Here is an 18469-nt window from a genome sequence, read left to right as displayed (position 1 = left end):
TTTCCACTCCCCCTTGTCCGGATAATTCGACAAAAAGGCAGGAAATCCTTCTTTCCCATTTTAACAGATTTTCTCCCCGCCGGTTATTCCTTTTCTTCTTCCCTTGCGCGCCGCTTTAAAAAATTTCCCATCGGATACCATGCCAAAATAAAAAAAGCGGCGTTTAAGATCAAAGTCGGCCAAAGCCTGAACAAGAGAAAATCGTCAAATCCCATCACCTGCGGATTAATTAAAGCATTGATGCCATAGACCAAAAATTCGACAATCGCCATGTTTAAGACTGCCACAAGCGTGCCGGTAAAAATATTGGATTGGAGGATCCTGTCCATTTTTTCTGTCAGGTAAACCGCAAGCGGATAGAAAAACAGATAAATGCCCAAAATGCCCGTGTAAAAAGCATCAAACAGCATGCCGAATACAAAGGCATAAATGATGGAGAGCCTTTTGCGGTAATGCATCCCCATTAAAATCAGCATCACGAGCAGAAAATGGGGAACGATGGTAAATTTTCCTCCAAAAGAACGGGCCGCAAAAAATTGGGCAAATAAACTTTCAGCAATATAGCACAGGCTTAAAATCAGAGGGAGCACGATACGTTTCATCACTGCTCTCCTCCCGTGCCGCCCGCGTTGAATTTTTGTGTTTTCCGGTTGATGACGAGCACTTCGCGGACATCATAAAAATTGGCTGCCGGCTTGACATAAGCGGTTTGCGTCAGCCCGTTTTCATCCGGGGTCACTTTTTCGATGTCACCAATCAGAAGCCCGCTCGGAAACATGCCGCTTAAACCGGATGTCACGACATGATCGCCTTTTTTGACTTTGATATTAAAATCAAGCTGTTTCAAAAGCAGCATTTTGGTTTTTTTGTCGTACCCTTCGATTAATCCGTAAGCATCTTTTTTGGCATTTTGCACTTTGGCGGATACGCGGTTCGTTTCATCGGGCGAGCTCAAAAGTTCGACGGTTGAATAAAATTTGTCGACCTGCGTGACTTTTCCGAGGAAACCGCCTGAAGTGACGACAGCCATGTTTTTGGCAACGCCGTTGACTTCGCCTTTATCAATCACCACTTGCTCGTACCAATTATCCGGGTTGCGTGCAATGACCTGGGCCTGAATGGACTCTGAATCTCCGAGACTGTTTTTTTCCTTTATAATAGATCTCAAATTTTCATTTTCTTTTTTTAGTTCGTGATTTTGCGCTTCCAGGCTTGTCAGCTGTTCCAAATGGGATTTCAGCTTTTTGTTTTCGGTATATGTATTTTTTAAGTCCCCGATATTGTCAAAAAAACCGGCAAGGGCATTGGCAGGTTTGGCAATGACGGACTGGCCGAGCCCGACGATATCGCGCACAAACTGTTCCGGTTTTGAAATCCGGTCGCGTTCCCTGATGGAAAATCCGATCATGGCGACAAGCAGGATAACACTGATTAAAAGGACGATCAATCGTTTATTCAAAAAAAACTGTGGCATAAAATCCACTCCCATAACACTTTGTTCCGGCCATTCCCGGATTGAAAACCATTCTCCCGCCAGGAAAGACCGGCAGGAGAATGAGTTAACAGGACACTGGCATTTCTTATTTAGAATCTTTTGCTTTGTTTTTAAACAGTTCAATATTTTCGAGCGCGTTGCCTGTTCCGATTGCTACGCAGTCGAGCGGGTTTTCGGCAATGAGCACCGGCATTTCGGTTTCTTTGCTGATGACATGGTCGAGGTTGCGCAACAGGGCACCCCCACCTGTCAGGACGATGCCGCGGTCCATAATATCAGCTGCCAGTTCAGGCGGTGTCTGTTCAAGCGTGTATTTGACCGCATCGACAATGGCATACACCGTGTCGTGCAGCGCATCGGCCACCTCATCCGCGGAAATCGTGATCGTCTTCGGCAAACCGGTCAGCAAATCCCGGCCCCTGATATCCATCGGTTCGATCCCCTCCGGCTCGCCTGCTGAACCAATTTCCATTTTAATTTGTTCTGCGGTCCGGTCCCCGATTAAAAGATTATAATTTTTGCGGATATAACTGATGATCGCTTCATCCATTTCATCCCCGGCCACCCGGATCGACTGGCTTGTCACAATCCCGCCCAGCGAAATAATCGCCACTTCCGTTGTGCCGCCGCCGATATCGACAACCATGCTTCCGGTCGGCTCCCAGACAGGCAGCCCGGCGCCGATCGCTGCTGCAAAAGGCTCTTCAATCGTAAAAGCATCCCTTGCCCCGGCCTGGCGGGTTGCATCAATCACCGCGCGCTCTTCCACCGCCGTAATGCCGGAAGGGACGCAGACCATGACATACGGATTTTTTGAAAAAAAGCCTTTTTTATTTGTGGCCTGCTGAATATAATACTTCATCATCGCAGCCGTCGTTTCATAATCCGCAATCACGCCGTCTTTCATCGGCCGCGTCGCCACGATGTTTCCCGGCGTCCTGCCGATCATTTTTTTCGCGGCATCCCCGACTGCGACAATTTGTTTCGTATCTGTCTGGATAGCCACAACGGAAGGTTCCCGCACGACAATTCCTTTCCCTTTTATAAAAACCAATGTATTGGCTGTCCCAAGATCAATCCCCAGGTCTTTACTTCCGAACATGGATGTATCTCCCTTTCTTCACGATAAATTTTCATCACCAGTTGGTGCCATACTTTTGCTTATTTATGGATGTCGCTTTGAAAATGCATCCGGAATTCAGGCATTTCCGGCGCAGTGCCGGCCGTAAAAATCATACGATTTATTATATCGTAACCATAAAAAAATTCAAAGCCTTACAAATACCCTTTTTCTCTCAGGCTCACAAATTTTTTCTCACCGATGATCAAATGGTCAAGAATCTCAATCCCCATTATTTTACCACATTCGGCAAGCCGTTTGGTAACTTCGATATCTTCTTTGGAAGGAGAAGGGTCCCCGGATGGATGGTTATGGAAACAAATAATGGAAGCAGCTGAACGCCTGAGCGCTTCTTTGAACACTTCGCGGGGATGGACGATCGAGGCATTTAAACTTCCGATGAAAATCGTCTGCCGGTGGATCACCTGGTTTTTAATATTTAAATACAGGCAGACAAAATGCTCCTGGGACAAAAAGCGCATATCATTCATGACATAATTGGCCCCGTCCTGCGGCGTGCGGATCACATAACGCGTATCGTGCTGCAAATTGGCGATCCTTCTGCCGAGTTCAATGGCGGCCAGAATCTGGACCGCTTTTGCTGTGCCGATGCCTTTGATGGCTGTCATTTCCTCAAGGGAAGCATCTTTTAAAAACCGCAAGCCTTCAAAATGGCGGATCAGCCTGTTGGCAAGCTCGAGCACCGATTCATCTTTCGTGCCGGTACGGAGTAAAATGGCAAGCAGTTCCTGATTGGAGAGGCTCTCCGCTCCTGTGCGGATCAGCCGTTCACGCGGGCGGTCTTCTGCAGGAAAATCTTTGATCAGCATTTTTTCCAAATGAATTCCTCCTTTTCTAAAGCAGGAGGCGGGGGAATCAAACCAATGGGCTTTTGTATGGGAGATACAATTGTATCGTACCAAAAAACGGACCGTGTAACAACTGCAAATTCAACCTTTTCAGACAAAAAATAGTGCCATGCGGGCGTGGCACCGCAGCTTTTCAGCCGGAAGCCCGCATTTGGTTTCAATGCCCGCTGTAGACCTTTACGTAGTCCAGCAGGTTTTGTTCGGCATCCGTTAAATCCTGCCGGTTGCCGCTTTTTTGATAAGCCGCGAGCGATTCATACGCGGCCGTTTCGTATTTTTTCAGCCGGCCGAGCGTTTCCTGCCTGACTTTTGCCAGCTTTTTGACGTTGCCGGCTGCTGTTCCGACTGTCTTCATGCCGTCCGGTGAAACCTCTCCGTTCTGGACAGCGGCGGCCGTTTCTTTTGCCAGTTTTTGAAAAAGCGGAACCGTTTCCCGGGCAAAAATTTGCTCATCCTTTGTCGTCGTTTGGACCTTTTTGCTGGAAAAACTGATTTCTTTTGCATACAGTTCGACGCCTTTGTCTTTCCAGGCACTTTCCATTTTTTTGGCCGTGCCAGGGCTGTCGGCCACACCTGCAAAAATATAGCGCTGCCCGTCCATCGAAAGCTGCATCGACGGGACCTTTTTTGAGGCGAGTTCGCGCGACACTTTAGAGGCGGCGCCTTCCGTGCTGAACACCCCTGCCTGGATGATGCCGATGCTTAGCGCCGGAAGCCTGGCCTCTTGCTGTGCTGCGCCCGTTGCAGCGCCTTCAGCCTGCTGATTCGGGAGTTTTGTTTGATGATCTCCGTACGCAATAAATTTTAATACAACAAACCCGAGCAGCGCCCCAAACACCACTGCGGACACGACAGAAAACAAAATCGCCGGCGCGGCCCTATTCGCCGCCGTTTTTTTCGGGAAGATGCTTTTCTTTTTGGGCGCGGGTGTATAATGGATCGGCCGGAATTCTTCAATCTGATCCGCATCGAGTTCGGGCAGCACCCATTCAAATGATTCCTCTTCTTTTGCGCTGTCTTCCTGTGCGGCAGCCGTTTCCTCGGCCGCTTTCCAGTCATGGACTTTTACGCTGTCTTCCGGCTGCTCCTTTTTTCCGCCCACTTTGACTGTAATTTTCGCCTTTTTTTTCGCCTTGTCCAATGCTTTCACCTCTCCTGCCCGATTTGCTTCATGCTACCATAACCGGCAAAAAAAAGAACAAGACTTTTGTCGCCTTGTCCAAAAACCATTCGCCGATTTCCGGCATTTTATGCAAATTTTATCCGAGCCCGGAGAAACGCAAATACATCCCGATAAGGCTGTTTCCGAAAAAATAGGCGGTAAGCGCACCGATGGCGATAAACGGCCCAAACGGCACCGGTTTTCGTTTTTTAAATTTGCCGGCAGCCATCAAACCGACGCCGTAAAGCGCGCCAAAAAAGCAGGCTAGAAAAAAGGCCAGAAAAGTTTTCTCTATGCCGAGCACAAGCCCGATCACAAAAAACAATTTAATGTCCCCGCCGCCCATCGCGCCTTTTGTGAAAAAGGCAATGAGATAGAGGAGGCAAAAGCCGAAAACCGCCCCGAGCCAGGCGGACCACCACAGCGATGCCGGGTGAAAAAGCCGGACGGCGGCAATGGCGGCTGCAAAAGGAAACAGCACTTTATCAGGAATAAGCATATACGCCAAATCGGAAACGGTAATGATGACAAGCAGCGAAATGAACAAAATGGCAAGCAAAAATTCCAGGCTCCAGCCGAACCGGTAAAAGGAACAGGCAAACAAGCCCCCGGTCAGCGCCTCAAACACCGGATAAATCGGGGAGATCGGCGCGCGGCAGCTTCTGCATCTGCCCCGTAAAATAAGAAAAGACAATACCGGTATATTTTCATTCCAGCTTAACGAGTGCCCGCACTTCGGGCAATGCGACCCGGGACGGATAATCGATTCATGATTCGGCACACGCAGCCCGATGACATTATAAAACGAGCCGAAAACCATCCCCAGTGCCGCAAAATAAGCAGTCCATAATCCATGCATGTTTGATCCCTCTGATCTTTCAGCATATGGTATTTTCTTGGTTCGCTGCCGGCAAGCAACAGGTGATATTAAGCATATGTAATGGCAAGGATGAACATGCCGAAAACTTATTGCGCCGTTGTTGCGACCGGGTCACTTTTACGGCCCGCTGCCGGCACGTCGATTTCCGGCAAATAGTCCGAATACCGGCTTAACGCCGGGTAATAAAAAGTGGAGACCGTGACGGTGTACTGCAATCCACTCGATCCAGGCGCTCCTTCCCCCGGACTGAAATTGAGGCTTTCGATCACCGTAATGCGCGGCAAGTTTTCAATCGTCTGTAAAAATGTTTTCATGCTCTTGTAGCTGTCTGACTCCACTTTTAAAGTATACGACAGTTTTTTGACACCGGCAGGCAGCACGTCTGTTTTTTGCTGTGTGCCGGATGAGGTGCCGCTCGTTGTGCTTTGTGTAGCCTCCTCGCTCCCGGACGTACCGGCGGAGTCCTGCTGGGCGTCTGTTTCCGTAATCCGGCTGCCGGAAAGGGCCTCTGCCATCCTGAACTGAAGCAGCACTTGTTCCGCAAGCGGTTTTGCCGGGATTTTCCGCATCAGGCTGACGACATTGCCAAGCTGCAGTTCCGGGCTTTGCTGTTTTTTTGACTGCAGGCTGGATAGCACCTGCTGTTCCGATTTCAACGCGGCTTTTTGCCCGGCCAGCCCGGACTTGGCCGGCGCCAGCACAAACCAGTACAAACCGGCTGCACCGGCAAGGCAAACGGCAAAGAGGGCAAGAATGATAAAAAGCTGCTTCCGGTTTAAACGGAGGTTCATTGCTGTTCCTCCCTTTTGCCGGCGGCATTGAGCGCGGCTTGATTGAGCTGGATCGTATATGTCGCTTCATAAACCGTGACGCCTTCCGCTTCCCCGGTTGCCGCAGTGTCCGCGCCGGCTGTGCCACCCGCTGCCGCCGGGGCGGAAGAGGAACCGCCCCCCTTTGTTTCACCGGCCGTTTTGGATGCAGCAGATGAGGAAGAGGAACCGGTTTTAGACGTTCCCGAAGAAGATTCGCCGGCCGTTTTGGAAGTGCCGGATGTTGTGCCCGTTCCTGCAGCTGAGCCGGTTGCAGCGCCGGATGTGCCGCTTGACGAAGCACCGGCCGTTTCCGTATTCATTTTGATGCTGTCCAGGACAGCGCCGCTGAAGTACTGGCGCTGTCATCCGCTTTTTTTGTCACACCCGCATTATTGGCCAAGATGGCGCCCACTGTGAGCATCACAATCGCTAAAATCGTAATCGAAGCCAGCACTTCGACAAGTGTAAATCCCCGGCTGTTTTTAAAAAGGGGTTTTTTCATAGCAACCTCCGTAAGCATTTTGTCATGAGCCTTCTTACCTATAAAACTTATTTTATCAAAAAGCGCCGGGAAAGTAATTCAACAAAAGAACAAAGTATGTGTCAAGTTTTTCTCGACAAGGTTTAAATATCGGGTATTCCAAGACACTCTTTTTGTACACTTTCGGCTACCGTGCTTTACTTGCTCGGTGTAATTTTCGGAAAAGATGTGATATTTCCGTATAAAGATGGATAACGGGGATGTTGAGGCGCGCGAAATTCACTCGCTTTCCGCGGGCGGCCGGCGAGCCTCCTCGCTCGTACCTCGCTGCGGGGTCTCTCCTGGCTCGCTTTTCCCGCAGGAGTCTCGTAAATTTCGCGCGCCTCAACGATCAGTCCCCACTGAGCCAGGCTTAAAACGAAAGCTCTAATATTTTGCTTAAATGTCCCATTGCCGATGAACTGCTTGAATGCAGGGCAACTGATCCGTGCTTTACGCCCACTGACGGGCGTACAGGCTGCTTGAGTAGTTGAGACATCCTGATGGATTGTTTCAAGTTCCGTTGCTTTCTCTCGCTTCTTGAACGGTGTTTCAGATAGGCTTCTCTCAATGTCCCATTGAGTATGCCTTGTTTGATTTTCACCATGGCTTCTGCGCCAAGTTCACTCCAATGCATGCCCCTTTTTTTCATCCTGAAGGAGATATGCCTTTGGTTCGATTCCATCGCTCCTAGGCCTCTCGCACCTTCCGGCACGTTTTTCACCCTGTCTCTCCAGTCAAAAATGCGGTCCCAGTTTTTCAAGATATACGAACGGAATTCCTTGATTTTCTTGAGGGCCTTTTTATCCGTCAAGGTGCTTTCGTGCGTATCCAAATATAACGTGAATTGGTCCAGGTCATGCGTTCTAATCGCTTTTCTAATTTGCTCCTTGATCTCGCTCTTTCCGCCCCCAAATGTCCTTATGATGGCTTGTGCAACGTGGTAGGTATCCAGCTGGTTGAGCACCGGAAATTCCGACTGTGAGAATGCTGTTTGAAACCGTTCAGCTGTGTACCCAGCACCTCCATCACTGTTTGTAATGACATGCGCTTTTTCGAGGGAATAGGTGTTGGCAGCTGTGGCTTGGACTTCATCCCAAAATGTCTGAATGTCTTCCGTCGTCATGATGACTGTGGGCTGACGCAGTGAGACCCTTTTTCCATTGGTTTCCCAACCTTCATAGAGAATGGCATGGCGGACTTCCATACTCTGTTTCTTTTCCAGACCCCGGATGAATACGCCATCTGCTTCGGAAAACAGGTAGTCTACCTTCTTCCCATCAGGCAGTGAAGCAGCTATTTCCATCTCTTCTACAAGGGCCTTGTCGGCTTCCACCTGCGTTTTTCCTACGCGTTTCACCATTTCCCCTACAGTTGTATGACTAAGACTCACGGCTGTCCATTCTTTTAAAATATTCGCCACCTCCCGATAGGTGTTCTCACTTGCCAACTCTGCCACCTTTAATTCCACTAACGGGCTATATCTCTGGTGGGGTACCAGCCCCAAGCATTCATCCAAGGGATAATGTGAGTTCCCTCTCTTATCACGCATTAATGAACGTTTAAAAGTCACACTTCCAAATAGAAACTGAACGCTTCTGTTATCACTACGGCAGTACTCCCAGCCTTCCTCCAACTTCTTTTGTTTAATTGTTTTATCTAACTCCTCAAATACATCCCCAACCCATTGTGTAAAAACCTTCTGCATCAGAATTTTAATTTGTTCTTCAAATTCCATAAGACTCTTTGTACCCTTTAATAATCCAGCAATTATTGATATAATATCCATGGGAAGACCTCTCTCTAGATGTTCATTCAAGGTGTACATTTAGATGATAGAGTGTCTTCCCATTTTTTTCCACTCATTTGCCCCTTCGAGTAAAATTTTACACATACAAGAACAAATAAACAAAAAGGGCAGAACTTTTTCAGCTCTGCCCATTTCTCTCTGATTGGCCCAAAATGTATTTCCGGACTTTTGAAATAAAGTATAAGGACCCTGTAATCACTAAAACATCTTCTAAGCCTTTCATTTCTTTTATTTTGGTGCGTACGGTTTCTTTCCAATCCTCCGAAAATGATTTATTTTGATGACGGCTTATCTTATACAACACCTCTGCCGGAATGGCTCTTGGAAAATCAAAAGTTGTGAAAATGATTTCGTCTGTTTTGTGGTCGAGTTTTGGAATCATGTGATCCAAGTCTTTGTCGCCAAGTGCGGAAAAAATCATGCGGATTTTTTTTCCGCGCAGATGGGTGTCCATCGTTTCGATCAGGCTATCAATGCCTTCCGGGTTGTGGGCGCCGTCAATGATAACGGGCGGGTCATCCAGCAGTTTTTCAAAACGGCCGATCCATTTGCTTTCGAGAAGGCCTTTTTCCAGTGCATGCTGCGGGATGCGAAAATGGTGGATATGTCTTAACAGTTCTGCCCCCATAACGGCAAGCGCGGCATTGTAAATCTGATGGCGACCCATCATGGTGATCGACAAGCAGTCATAGGCGCCGTACGGAGAAGCAAAGCGGAAATGTTCACCAGTTAGATCCCCACCAATCTCCGCAAAAGAAAATTCCTTTCCGGCACGGAAAAGCGGTGCCTTTTCTTTTGCCGCTTTTTCTTCAATCACCGCTAGCGCATCAGGCAGCATTGCTGTCGTTGCAACCGGCACCCCGTGTTTGATGATGCCCGCTTTTTCAAATGCGATCTCCGCAATCGTATGGCCAAGCACATTCATATGGTCATGGCCGATATTGGTAATCAGGCTGACAAGCGGTGTGATGACGTTTGTGGAATCAAGCCTGCCGCCAAGGCCGACTTCATAGATAACGATATCTACCGGCTGGATGTCGGCAAAATACAAAAGCGACATCGCTGTAATGACTTCAAACTCTGTCGGTGCGCCGAATGCTGTGTGCTCCAGCTCTTCTGCAAGCAGGCGGATTGCGTTTGTAAGCCGGACGAGGTCTTCATCTGACACCGGCGATCCGTTTATGCTGATCCTTTCGTTAAACTGCTCAATATACGGGGAAGTAAAGGTGCCGACCGTATAGCCTGCCTGCTCTAAAATATTCCGCAAAAAGGTGACGGTCGACCCTTTGCCGTTCGTCCCGGCCACGTGAACCGTCCGGATTTTTTGTTCCGGGTGGTGCAATTTTTCCATCAGCCACTGCATCCGCTCAAGCCCTGGTTTCATCCCGAATTTCGAGCGGGACCGGATCCAGCCGACCGCTTCTTCATAGGTTTCAAACATATGCCTTTCCTCCCGTATGCAAGGAAGACGAATCCGTAAAGAATTCGCCTTCCACCCTTGTATTACTGGTTTTCAAGTTCTTTGATGCGCGCTTCGACGGTGCTTCGTTTTTCAAGATAGTCTTTTTCTTTTGCCCGTTCTTCGGCAACGACATTTTCCGGCGCTTTTTTCAGGAACCCTTGATTGGACAGTTTTTTCTGGACGCGTTCGACTTCTTTATTCCATTTCGCCAACTCTTTCCGGAGCCGGGCCAGTTCTTCTTCAAAATTAATGAGTCCTTCAAGCGGCAGGAACAGTTCGACGCCGGAAACGACTGCAGTCATGGCTTTGTCCGGTGCCTCGAGGTCAAGCCCCATTTTCAATTCATCCGGGTTGCAGAAACGGGTAATGTACGCTTCGTTTCGTTTTAAAGCCGCTAAGACCGTTTCGTCTTTCGCTTTCAAATGCAGTTTGATTTTTTTGCTTAACGGCGTATTCACTTCCGCGCGGATATTGCGGACGGAACGGATGATGTCGACAAGCAGTTTCATTTCTTCGCTAGCCGCTGCATCTGTAAGGCTTTCGTCCACTTCCGGCCACGCGGCTGTTGTGATCGATTCCCCCTGATGCGGAAGGTTTTGCCAAATTTCCTCGGTAATAAACGGCATGAACGGGTGCAAAAGCCGCATCGTATTGTCGAGCACATACGCAAGGACCGAGCGTGTCGTTTTCTTCGCTGCTTCATCTTCGCTGTAGAGCGGCAGTTTTGCCATTTCGATGTACCAGTCGCAGAAATCGTCCCAGATAAAATTGTAAAGTGCGCGCCCAGCTTCGCCAAATTCGTATTTGTCCGCCAGTTTTGTAACGGTTTCGATCGTTTCGTTCAAACGCGTTAAAATCCATTTGTCAGCGACTGATTTTTCACCGGACAGATCCATTTCTTCGTATTTCAGCCCGTTCATGTTCATGAGTGCAAAACGGGAGGCGTTCCAAATTTTATTGGCGAAATTCCAGACCGCTTCAACTTTTTCGTAACTGAAACGCAAATCCTGGCCCGGTGCGCTACCGGTGGTAAGGAAATAGCGGAGCGAGTCCGCGCCGTATTTGTCGATGACTTCCATCGGGTCGACACCGTTGCCGAGCGATTTGCTCATTTTCCGCCCCTGCTCGTCGCGGACAAGACCGTGGATCAGGACGTCTTTGAACGGGCGCTTGCCGGTAAACTCAAGCCCCTGGAAAATCATCCGCGATACCCAGAAGAAAATGATGTCATAGCCAGTCACAAGCGTATCAGTCGGATAATAACGCTTGTAGTCTTTCGCTTCTTCATCCGGCCAACCCATTGTCGAAAACGGCCAGAGCGCCGAGCTGAACCACGTATCGAGCACGTCCGGATCCTGTTCCCAGTTTTCAATGTCGCGGGGCGGCTCGGTGTCAACATACACTTCGCCGGTTTCTTTATGGTACCAGGCCGGAATCCGGTGGCCCCACCAGAGCTGGCGCGAAATGCACCAGTCGCGGATATTTTCCATCCAGTGCAAGTATGTTTTTTCAAAGCGTTCCGGCACAAAATGGACTTTTCCTTCCGACGCCTGCAGTTTTACCGCAGCATCAGCGAGCGGCTGCATTTTCACAAACCATTGCGTCGACAAATACGGTTCGACAACCGCGCCGCTCCGTTCGGAATGGCCGACCGAATGGAGATGGTCTTCCACTTTGACAAGAACGCCGAGTGCTTTCAAGTCCTCCACAATCTGTTTGCGGCATGCAAACCGGTCCATCCCTTTGTATTTTCCGGCATTTTCATTCATTGTGCCGTCCTCGTTCATCACAAGGATGCGTTCGAGATTGTGGCGGTTCCCGACTTCGAAGTCGTTCGGGTCATGGGCCGGCGTAATTTTTACGGCACCGGAACCAAATGTCATGTCCACATACTCGTCTGCGATAATCGGAATTTCGCGGCCGACGATCGGCAATACAATCGTTTTCCCGATTAAATGTTTGTAGCGTTCATCATCCGGGTGGACAGCGACCGCCGTATCACCGAGCATCGTTTCCGGGCGCGTTGTTGCGATTTCGATCGTGCCGGAACCGTCGCTTAACGGGTATGCCAGATGGTAAAATGCGCCCTGCACCTCTTTGTAGACGACTTCAATATCGGAAAGCGCCGTTTTCGTTTCCGGGTCCCAGTTGATGATGTACTCGCCGCGGTAAATCAAGCCTTTTTTATAAAGCGAAACAAATACTTCTTTTACAGCTTTTGACAGCCCTTCATCGAGCGTAAAACGTTCGCGCGAATAATCGAGCCCGAGGCCGAGTTTCGCCCATTGTTTGCGGATAAAGTGAGCGTATTCCGCTTTCCACTTCCATGCTTCTTCCGTAAACTTCTCGCGGCCGAGGTCATAGCGGGATTTGCCTTCTTCACGCAGTTTGGCTTCCACTTTTGCCTGCGTTGCAATCCCGGCGTGGTCCATCCCCGGCAGCCAGAGCACATCATAGCCCTGCATCCGTTTCATCCGGGTTAAAATATCCTGCAAAGCCGTATCCCAGGCATGGCCGAGATGGAGCTTGCCGGTTACGTTCGGCGGCGGAATCACAATCGTGTACGGCTTCTTTTCCGGATCGCCTTTTGCTTCGAAAAATTTGCCGTTCACCCACCATTCATAGCGCCCTTTTTCAACAGCCTGCGGATCATATTTGGTCGGCATGCTGATGTCCTGCTGTTCCATTTGTATCATTCCTTTCTGCGTTTTTTGCGGATAAACACAAAAACTCCCTTCGCCATAAAAGGACGAAAGGAGTCTGTTCGCGGTACCACCTTTTTTCACGGGCAAACGGATGCCCGGCACTCTCGGGTCATTAACGGCACTTCGCCGGCTTTTGCTACTTTCGGTTTCACAAAAGCTACTCCCGGGCGACCTTCCAGCCTGTTTCGCATAGGAAATCTTTCAGCAGCTGATTTCCCTCTCTGCATGGAAACAAAATCTGTACTCTTCCCGTTCATTGTACTTTGATTTTTGAAATTGACTATAGTTTATGGTATCGGTTTTTGTGAAAATCGTCAATAGCATTGCCCATTTTTAGAAAAAATATGCGGCGGATGCACTGATCCGCCCGCTTTTCATACATTATTTTTGAGGGATAGGTGGATGATGATGAAGAAAAAAATTGACAAACAGGCCGTCCGTACATGGGCGCGGAATGCAAAAAAAGTGTGCAAGCAGCTGATTCTTCCGTTCTCCGTCTTTCAGGCCATCCGTACGATTATTTTTCCGACGACGTTTGACGTTTTGCTGCTTGCCATATTTATTCTCATTTATCTCGGGTTTCAGTATGAATGGTTTTAGTGGCCGTTCCTGCTTTTCATGACGCGGGGGCGGCCCCTTGTGACAACTGCATGACGACATACTCGGTATTTTTCATTCGCCAGTACTTTTCCTGCAGTTTCGCGACTGCTCTCGCTTCATGGCGTTTTCCTTCATTTGCAAAGTATTCCTCCACGGTTTGGATGATCGGTGCGGGATAAGCGAGATAGCTGAAAAATAAGCTTTTTTCATCTTCTTTCAGCGGAAAATAGCTGAAATAGGTCTTCACCCAATCCACGCAGTCGTCAAACCGGCTCGGATAGGAATCGAGCGTCCGCGACAAGAAGGGAAGCAAGTCATAAAAAGGCGCAGCGTTTTTCGCCAGTTCGAAATTGGTAAAGTACCCGAGCCCGCGTTCATCGTACAAAAAATGCTCCGTTGAAATTTTTCCGTGGATGGTCACCGTTCTCGCTTTCTCCATCTCTTTTGATTGTTCATACCAGTTTTCCAGCTGCCGGATCGAAAATTTGAGCGCCTGGTTCGTTTCATTGTAAAAGGTGCAGTACAACAGGGCAAACGGGGACATATAGACCTGCTCTTCACACCGTTCAAGGAACTCTTCCAAAAAATCCTGCTGCCCGTACCAGCGGGAAAGGGTTTCTTCATAGTATTCCCGCCGTTTTTCTATTGAGATCTCCGTATCTTTGACGGACAAGCTGTGCAGGCGTGCGAGTTCCCTGAACATTTTTTGATGTTTCTCGCCGCGTGCTTCTTTTTCTTCGTTTGGCAGCCAGGGCATTAAATAGTATAATGCCCCGTTATACAGCACCCCGTAACGGCCGTCCAACGCGGGATAGACCGGGACAATACGGTTGTATCCCCGCTGGTACAGAGACTGGACATGCCGGATAAATCCCATCCCGTTTTGCGGTGCAATTTTTTTTAAAGCAAAGATGCCCTGGCCGGTATAAATTTTATACACTTTTCCGTACCGCCCGACATATTCAGCGTTCAGGCCGTAATGCTTTACAATCCGATTGATGTCCTGCTGCGAAAGGTCAGTCACCCGTTTCACCTTCTTAGAGCGCTTCTCCTGAAAAATAGGCGCTTGCTCATTTTCATTCCCCCGCTGCGCCGCATTCGCCGCGGCTTGAACATAGGCGCAATCTAGGTTAAGAATAGCTCGTTTTGCACGCTTCCTTACGCAGGCGCTTAGCCCCTGAATTTCAGATGCATCCTTCACCTAGACGCCCGTGCCTGTGAATGCTCCGGCTCAGTGATTTTTTTCGGCGCGCGCGTTTGCGGGAACGTACAGCACTTGCCCCTCATATACATCCTGGTTCACTTCCAAATGGTTCATCCTTAAAATCTGCTGGACATTGATATTGTATTTTTCAGCAAGCTGGTCGAGCGTCTCCCCGCTTTGGACGATGCAAACCTTTAACTTGGCAGGCTTTTCTTCATCTCTCCGGGCAAAAAAGTCGGCAAGCGAAATAGATTCGTATTTTTGCTTCTTTTTCTTCTTGGCAGCCGAATCCTTTTCTTCCGGCACTTCCTCTATTTTCTCCCCGCTTTCCGGCGACTCTTCCACAATCGTTTCGCTGCTCGCCACAGAAGAAGATTCATCTTTTTCAGGCGATTCTTGCTTGAGATAAGCAGAAGATTCATCTTCCATTGCCTTGCTCTCGATCCGGAAAACGGGCTCCGTCTTCCCGGCGTCATCCGGCTCAAGAGATTCTTCGTTCAGAGCCGTTTTGCTCTCCGTCCGGAACGCGGATGCGGTTTTTCCGGACAATTCCTGTTCAGGATGCCCTTCATCCCGCACTGGGTCGGCCTGCCATTCGTTCCGCACCGGTACGCTTTCCGGTATGGATGCGGATTCGTTTTTACCAGGAAACTCCGGACCGGCCTGCCATTCGTTCTGCGCAGGTTCACTTTCCGCTATGGATGCAGACTCGTTTTTGCCGGAAAACCCCGGTTCTGCATGCCATTCGTCCCGTACCGGTTCGCTCTCCGCCAATGATGCAGACTCATTTTTTCCTGGAAGATCCGCTTCAGCATGCCATTCGTTCTGCACCAATTCGCTCTCTGCCAACGATGCAGACTCATTTTTACCGGAAAACTCCGGTTCCGCATGCCATTCATCCCGCACCGGTACGCTTTCCGCTATGGATGCAGACTCGTTTTTGCCTGAAAACTCCGGTTCTGCATGCCATTCGTTCTGCACCACTCCGCTCTCCGCCAATGATGCGGATTCGTTTTTGCCGGCAAACCCCGGTTCAGCGTGCCATTCATCCCGCACCGGTTCGCTCTCCGCCAATGATGCAGACTCATTTTTGCCTGAAAGATCCGCTTCAGCATGCCATTCGTTCTGCACCACTCCGCTCTCCGCCAACGATGCAGACTCATTTTTTCCTGGAAACTCCGGCCCAGGATGCCACTCATTCTGTACCAGTTCGCTTTCTGCCAACGATGCAGACTCATTTTTTCCGGAAAACTCCGGTTCCGCATGCCATTCATCCCGTACCGGCGCGGCTGTTTCCGCCTGCCATGAAGCACTTTCCGGCACTTTTCCGCCTGCTTCCGGCAAGAGACTCTCCTCTTCTTCTTCCGGCAGTTCGACCGGTGCTAGCACATTCAGTTCGTTTGTGTACGGTTCCGGCTGAGCAACCGATTCTTCCGGCACCACGCGCGATTCGATCGTAAAAGGTGTATACAATTCCGGGTCAGCGTGAGATTCATCCTCTTCTTCTTTTTCCTCATCTGCACGCAAAGGCACTTCTTCAAAGCTTTCCGCTTCTTCCATAAAATGGCGGGGCGGTTCGGTGCTCTCTTCTTCTTGTTCCGATAAACTCCACTCGGAATGGCTAAAAGGCGCCTGATATGCTGCGTCCGGCTCATCCAAATAGGTTTCCCGGCCGTTCAAATCCGGGTATGGTGCTGTTTCGGCTTCGTCCTCTTCCTCATCCCCGTCTTGCAATATTCCCTCAATCGCAATATCCGCATTGATTTTTAAACAATCGGTTCCGTGAAATTGATAGTCAAATCCTTCTATATTGACGTCCAGTTCCTCAATATCCGCAATTCTTGTCTTCGGAATGGTAACGTCTACCGGGAAAGATTGGTAAAATTCAAATATGCCGTCTTCTTCCCGGTACTGGACCGCCTGCACATACTTCCTGAACAGCACATCTTCCCCTTCTTCTTCCCCGCAACCGATATACTCCCCGGCCAAATAGAGATTGCCTTTGATCACGACATACTGCTTCAATTCCTGTATGGTGATATGGGGATCCAATGATATTGATAAAAGTTCTTCAACTTCCTGTCCTTTTTTAAACCAAATCAATTCTTCTAATGAAAATCGTATGGACGATTGATTTTGCGGCAAAGCGGGTTCCTCCCTTCAATTCCTCCAAATCCCAATGAATATGTCATTTACACTGTATGAAGCAATCGGGGTTTTTATGATCGCAAATAAACCGCAGCATCCGTAAATCACTTGAATGGCTTTTTCGCAACAATATTGGACGGGGAGAGAAATCGATAAAAACCGGCTCATCTGTTTTCAGGTTACCCGTTCAAAAACTTAGATTTGGTCGAGCTAGGCGAACTGATTCGGCCATCCGTTTTCGGAGTGATCCGTTCAAAAACCATCGGGCCACCCACAGAGCGTGAAATTTTCCCTACTGCTACTTCTCTCTCGCCCACAGCGGACAGAATGCAAAAAAAACCGGCTCATCCATTTTTGGACTTGCCGGTTCATAGCCGCAGGATTACCCGCGGATTGCCTTAAATGTTTTTTCTGCTGCTTCAACGGTACGGTCAATATCCTCGTCCGTATGCGCGGCGGACAAGAAGATGCCTTCGAATTGGGACGGCGGGAGGAAAATGCCGTTTTCCGCCATGCCGCGGTAGTAGCGGGCAAACAGATCCAAATCCGAAGTGCTTGCTGATGCAAAATTATTGACTTCTTCATTGGTGAAAAAGATGCCAATCATCGATCCTGCCCGGTTAATGGTATGCGGGATATCGTATTTCACCGCTGCCTCATGAAAACCTTGTTCGAGGCGGTCGGCTTTTCGCCTGAATTCCGCATACGTTTCAGGTGTTAACTGCCGCAATGTTTCATATCCGGCCGTCATCGCAAGCGGATTGCCGGACAAAGTTCCTGCCTGGTAAACAGGGCCGGTCGGTGCGATTTTTTCCATAATGTCGGCCCGTCCGCCAAATGCGCCGACAGGAAGGCCGCCGCCGATTACTTTGCCGAGGCAGGTCAAATCAGGCGTTACATCAAAGTAGCCTTGTGCACAGTGATAGTCGACACGGAAACCGGTCATCACTTCATCAAAGATCAGGAGGGCGCCGTATGCTGATGTGACTTCGCGCAACCCTTGCAAAAAGCCGGGCTTCGGCGGAACAACGCCCATATTGCCGGCAACCGGTTCGACGATGATGCAGGCAATATCTTCTCCGTACTGCTCGAATGCCGATCGGACGGCTTCCAGATCATTGTACGGGACGGCAATGGTATTTTGCGCGATTCCGAGTGGCACGCCGGGGCTATCCGGCAGACCGAGTGTGGCAACGCCCGACCCTGCTTTGATCAGGAGCGAATCGCCATGGCCGTGGTAGCTGCCTTCGAATTTTAAAATTTTATTCCGGCCTGTATAACCTCTTGCTAGGCGCAGAGCACTCATTGTGGCTTCCGTGCCGGATGAGACCATGCGGACGATTTCAATCGACGGTACGCGTTCTTTCACGAGTGACGCCAGTTTATTTTCCATGATCGTCGGCGTGCCGAAACTCGTCCCTTTTTCGGCCGTTTTTTTCAGCGCATCCACGACCCCAGGATTGGCATGGCCAAGGATGAGCGGCCCCCATGACAGCACGTAATCAATATATTCGTTTCCGTCAATATCATAAATTTTTGCGCCTTTGCCGTGGTCCATAAAAATCGGGTTCATGCCGACCGCTTTAAAGGCACGGACAGGGCTGTTCACCCCGCCCGGCATTAATGTGACCGCTTCTTTGTATGCTTCGATTGAATTTTCATATGAGCGCATCTTTCAACCT

At 49.3% G+C, this 18469-nt stretch carries 16 protein-coding genes and 1 other annotated feature; of the genes, 1 reads left to right on the top strand and 15 read right to left on the bottom strand.

Translation table 11 applies throughout. The annotated features are described in order from the left end of the window. Positions 1-83 precede the first annotated feature (83 nt). The 12 genes from mreD to ABR335_RS07060 all read right to left on the bottom strand — a co-directional run bounded on the left by mreD (position 84) and on the right by ABR335_RS07060 (position 12817). Positions 84-602 (bottom strand): rod shape-determining protein MreD, encoded by a 519-nt coding sequence (gene mreD / locus ABR335_RS07115; protein WP_029141930.1) that lies wholly within the window; start codon positions 600-602, stop codon positions 84-86. Beyond that, entirely contained in the window at positions 602-1474 is an 873-nt protein-coding gene (gene mreC, locus ABR335_RS07110; protein WP_061086575.1) for a rod shape-determining protein MreC, read from the bottom strand. The genes mreD and mreC overlap by 1 nt, the downstream gene beginning before the upstream one ends. Before the next feature lie 106 nt (positions 1475-1580). Further along, positions 1581-2597, bottom strand: coding sequence for a rod shape-determining protein (locus ABR335_RS07105; RefSeq protein WP_211062060.1), 1017 nt, complete (start codon positions 2595-2597; stop codon positions 1581-1583). A gap of 173 nt (positions 2598-2770) precedes the next feature. Further along, positions 2771-3454: a RadC family protein gene (radC, locus tag ABR335_RS07100; RefSeq protein ID WP_013859812.1), complete on the bottom strand. Its 684-nt coding sequence runs from the start codon at positions 3452-3454 to the stop codon at positions 2771-2773. A gap of 187 nt (positions 3455-3641) precedes the next feature. Continuing rightward, positions 3642-4634, bottom strand: coding sequence for a hypothetical protein (locus ABR335_RS07095; protein WP_230951701.1), 993 nt, complete (start codon positions 4632-4634; stop codon positions 3642-3644). A 109-nt stretch (positions 4635-4743) separates the two neighbouring features. After that, entirely contained in the window at positions 4744-5505 is a 762-nt protein-coding gene (locus ABR335_RS07090; protein WP_350346678.1) for a prepilin peptidase, read from the bottom strand. A 107-nt stretch (positions 5506-5612) separates the two neighbouring features. Then, positions 5613-6317 carry a type 4a pilus biogenesis protein PilO gene (gene pilO, locus ABR335_RS07085; RefSeq protein ID WP_061086572.1) on the bottom strand — a complete coding sequence of 235 codons (705 nt, stop codon included), beginning with the start codon at positions 6315-6317 and terminating at the stop codon, positions 5613-5615. Then, positions 6314-6658: a hypothetical protein gene (locus ABR335_RS07080; RefSeq protein WP_230951700.1), complete on the bottom strand. Its 345-nt coding sequence runs from the start codon at positions 6656-6658 to the stop codon at positions 6314-6316. Before ABR335_RS07080 ends, pilO begins: the two co-directional genes overlap by 4 nt. Further along, the gene (locus ABR335_RS07075) at positions 6655-6840 is read right to left on the bottom strand and encodes a PulJ/GspJ family protein (RefSeq protein ID WP_230951699.1); all 186 of its coding nucleotides are present in this window, start codon (positions 6838-6840) and stop codon (positions 6655-6657) included. Before ABR335_RS07075 ends, ABR335_RS07080 begins: the two co-directional genes overlap by 4 nt. A gap of 391 nt (positions 6841-7231) precedes the next feature. Next, positions 7232-8647: an ISLre2 family transposase gene (locus ABR335_RS07070; RefSeq protein WP_350346677.1), complete on the bottom strand. Its 1416-nt coding sequence runs from the start codon at positions 8645-8647 to the stop codon at positions 7232-7234. Between the two features lie 139 nt (positions 8648-8786). Further along, positions 8787-10109 (bottom strand): bifunctional folylpolyglutamate synthase/dihydrofolate synthase, encoded by a 1323-nt coding sequence (locus ABR335_RS07065; protein WP_061086571.1) that lies wholly within the window; start codon positions 10107-10109, stop codon positions 8787-8789. Positions 10110-10171: 62 nt separating this feature from the next. Next, positions 10172-12817, bottom strand: a complete 2646-nt coding sequence (locus ABR335_RS07060; protein ID WP_350346676.1) for a valine--tRNA ligase — start codon at positions 12815-12817, stop codon at positions 10172-10174. A 55-nt stretch (positions 12818-12872) separates the two neighbouring features. After that, positions 12873-13101: a binding site (T-box leader), on the bottom strand. A gap of 142 nt (positions 13102-13243) precedes the next feature. Between ABR335_RS07060 and ABR335_RS07055 the strand changes: the two genes are divergently transcribed. Continuing rightward, a complete protein-coding gene (locus ABR335_RS07055) occupies positions 13244-13435 on the top strand; it encodes a hypothetical protein (protein ID WP_014097848.1) in 192 nt (63 codons plus the stop codon). 16 nt (positions 13436-13451) lie between these two features. Here the strand turns inward: ABR335_RS07055 and ysxE are convergent, their stop codons facing one another. From ysxE to hemL, 3 genes are all read right to left on the bottom strand, one after another. Continuing rightward, positions 13452-14468 carry a spore coat protein YsxE gene (gene ysxE, locus ABR335_RS07050; protein WP_026104585.1) on the bottom strand — a complete coding sequence of 339 codons (1017 nt, stop codon included), beginning with the start codon at positions 14466-14468 and terminating at the stop codon, positions 13452-13454. A gap of 198 nt (positions 14469-14666) precedes the next feature. Continuing rightward, positions 14667-16784, bottom strand: coding sequence for a LysM peptidoglycan-binding domain-containing protein (locus tag ABR335_RS07045; protein WP_017551079.1), 2118 nt, complete (start codon positions 16782-16784; stop codon positions 14667-14669). Between the two features lie 385 nt (positions 16785-17169). After that, positions 17170-18459 (bottom strand): glutamate-1-semialdehyde 2,1-aminomutase, encoded by a 1290-nt coding sequence (hemL, locus tag ABR335_RS07040; RefSeq protein ID WP_014097845.1) that lies wholly within the window; start codon positions 18457-18459, stop codon positions 17170-17172. Between the last annotated feature and the right edge of the window lie 10 nt (positions 18460-18469).

This window comes from Heyndrickxia faecalis, from assembly GCF_040267745.1.
Taxonomy (GTDB): Bacteria; Bacillota; Bacilli; order Bacillales; family Bacillaceae_C; genus Weizmannia; species Weizmannia faecalis.
The sequence above is the reverse complement of the archived record's forward strand: the minus strand, read 5'-3'. Positions and strand labels throughout refer to the sequence as shown.

Bases quoted from the DNA above. Each gene is read 5' to 3' on its own strand.
- pilO (WP_061086572.1), bottom strand. From the start codon at position 6,317: ATGAACCTCCGTTTAAACCGGAAGCAGCTTTTTATCATTCTTGCCCTC.
- ABR335_RS07080 (WP_230951700.1), bottom strand. From the start codon at position 6,658: ATGAATACGGAAACGGCCGGTGCTTCGTCAAGCGGCACATCCGGCGCT.
- hemL (WP_014097845.1), bottom strand. From the start codon at position 18,459: ATGCGCTCATATGAAAATTCAATCGAAGCATACAAAGAAGCGGTCACA.
- ABR335_RS07090 (WP_350346678.1), bottom strand. From the start codon at position 5,505: ATGCATGGATTATGGACTGCTTATTTTGCGGCACTGGGGATGGTTTTC.
- ABR335_RS07055 (WP_014097848.1), top strand. From the start codon at position 13,244: ATGAAGAAAAAAATTGACAAACAGGCCGTCCGTACATGGGCGCGGAAT.
- mreD (WP_029141930.1), bottom strand. From the start codon at position 602: ATGAAACGTATCGTGCTCCCTCTGATTTTAAGCCTGTGCTATATTGCT.
- ABR335_RS07070 (WP_350346677.1), bottom strand. From the start codon at position 8,647: ATGGATATTATATCAATAATTGCTGGATTATTAAAGGGTACAAAGAGT.
- ABR335_RS07060 (WP_350346676.1), bottom strand. From the start codon at position 12,817: ATGGAACAGCAGGACATCAGCATGCCGACCAAATATGATCCGCAGGCT.
- ABR335_RS07075 (WP_230951699.1), bottom strand. From the start codon at position 6,840: ATGAAAAAACCCCTTTTTAAAAACAGCCGGGGATTTACACTTGTCGAA.
- ABR335_RS07065 (WP_061086571.1), bottom strand. From the start codon at position 10,109: ATGTTTGAAACCTATGAAGAAGCGGTCGGCTGGATCCGGTCCCGCTCG.
- ABR335_RS07105 (WP_211062060.1), bottom strand. From the start codon at position 2,597: ATGTTCGGAAGTAAAGACCTGGGGATTGATCTTGGGACAGCCAATACA.
- mreC (WP_061086575.1), bottom strand. From the start codon at position 1,474: ATGCCACAGTTTTTTTTGAATAAACGATTGATCGTCCTTTTAATCAGT.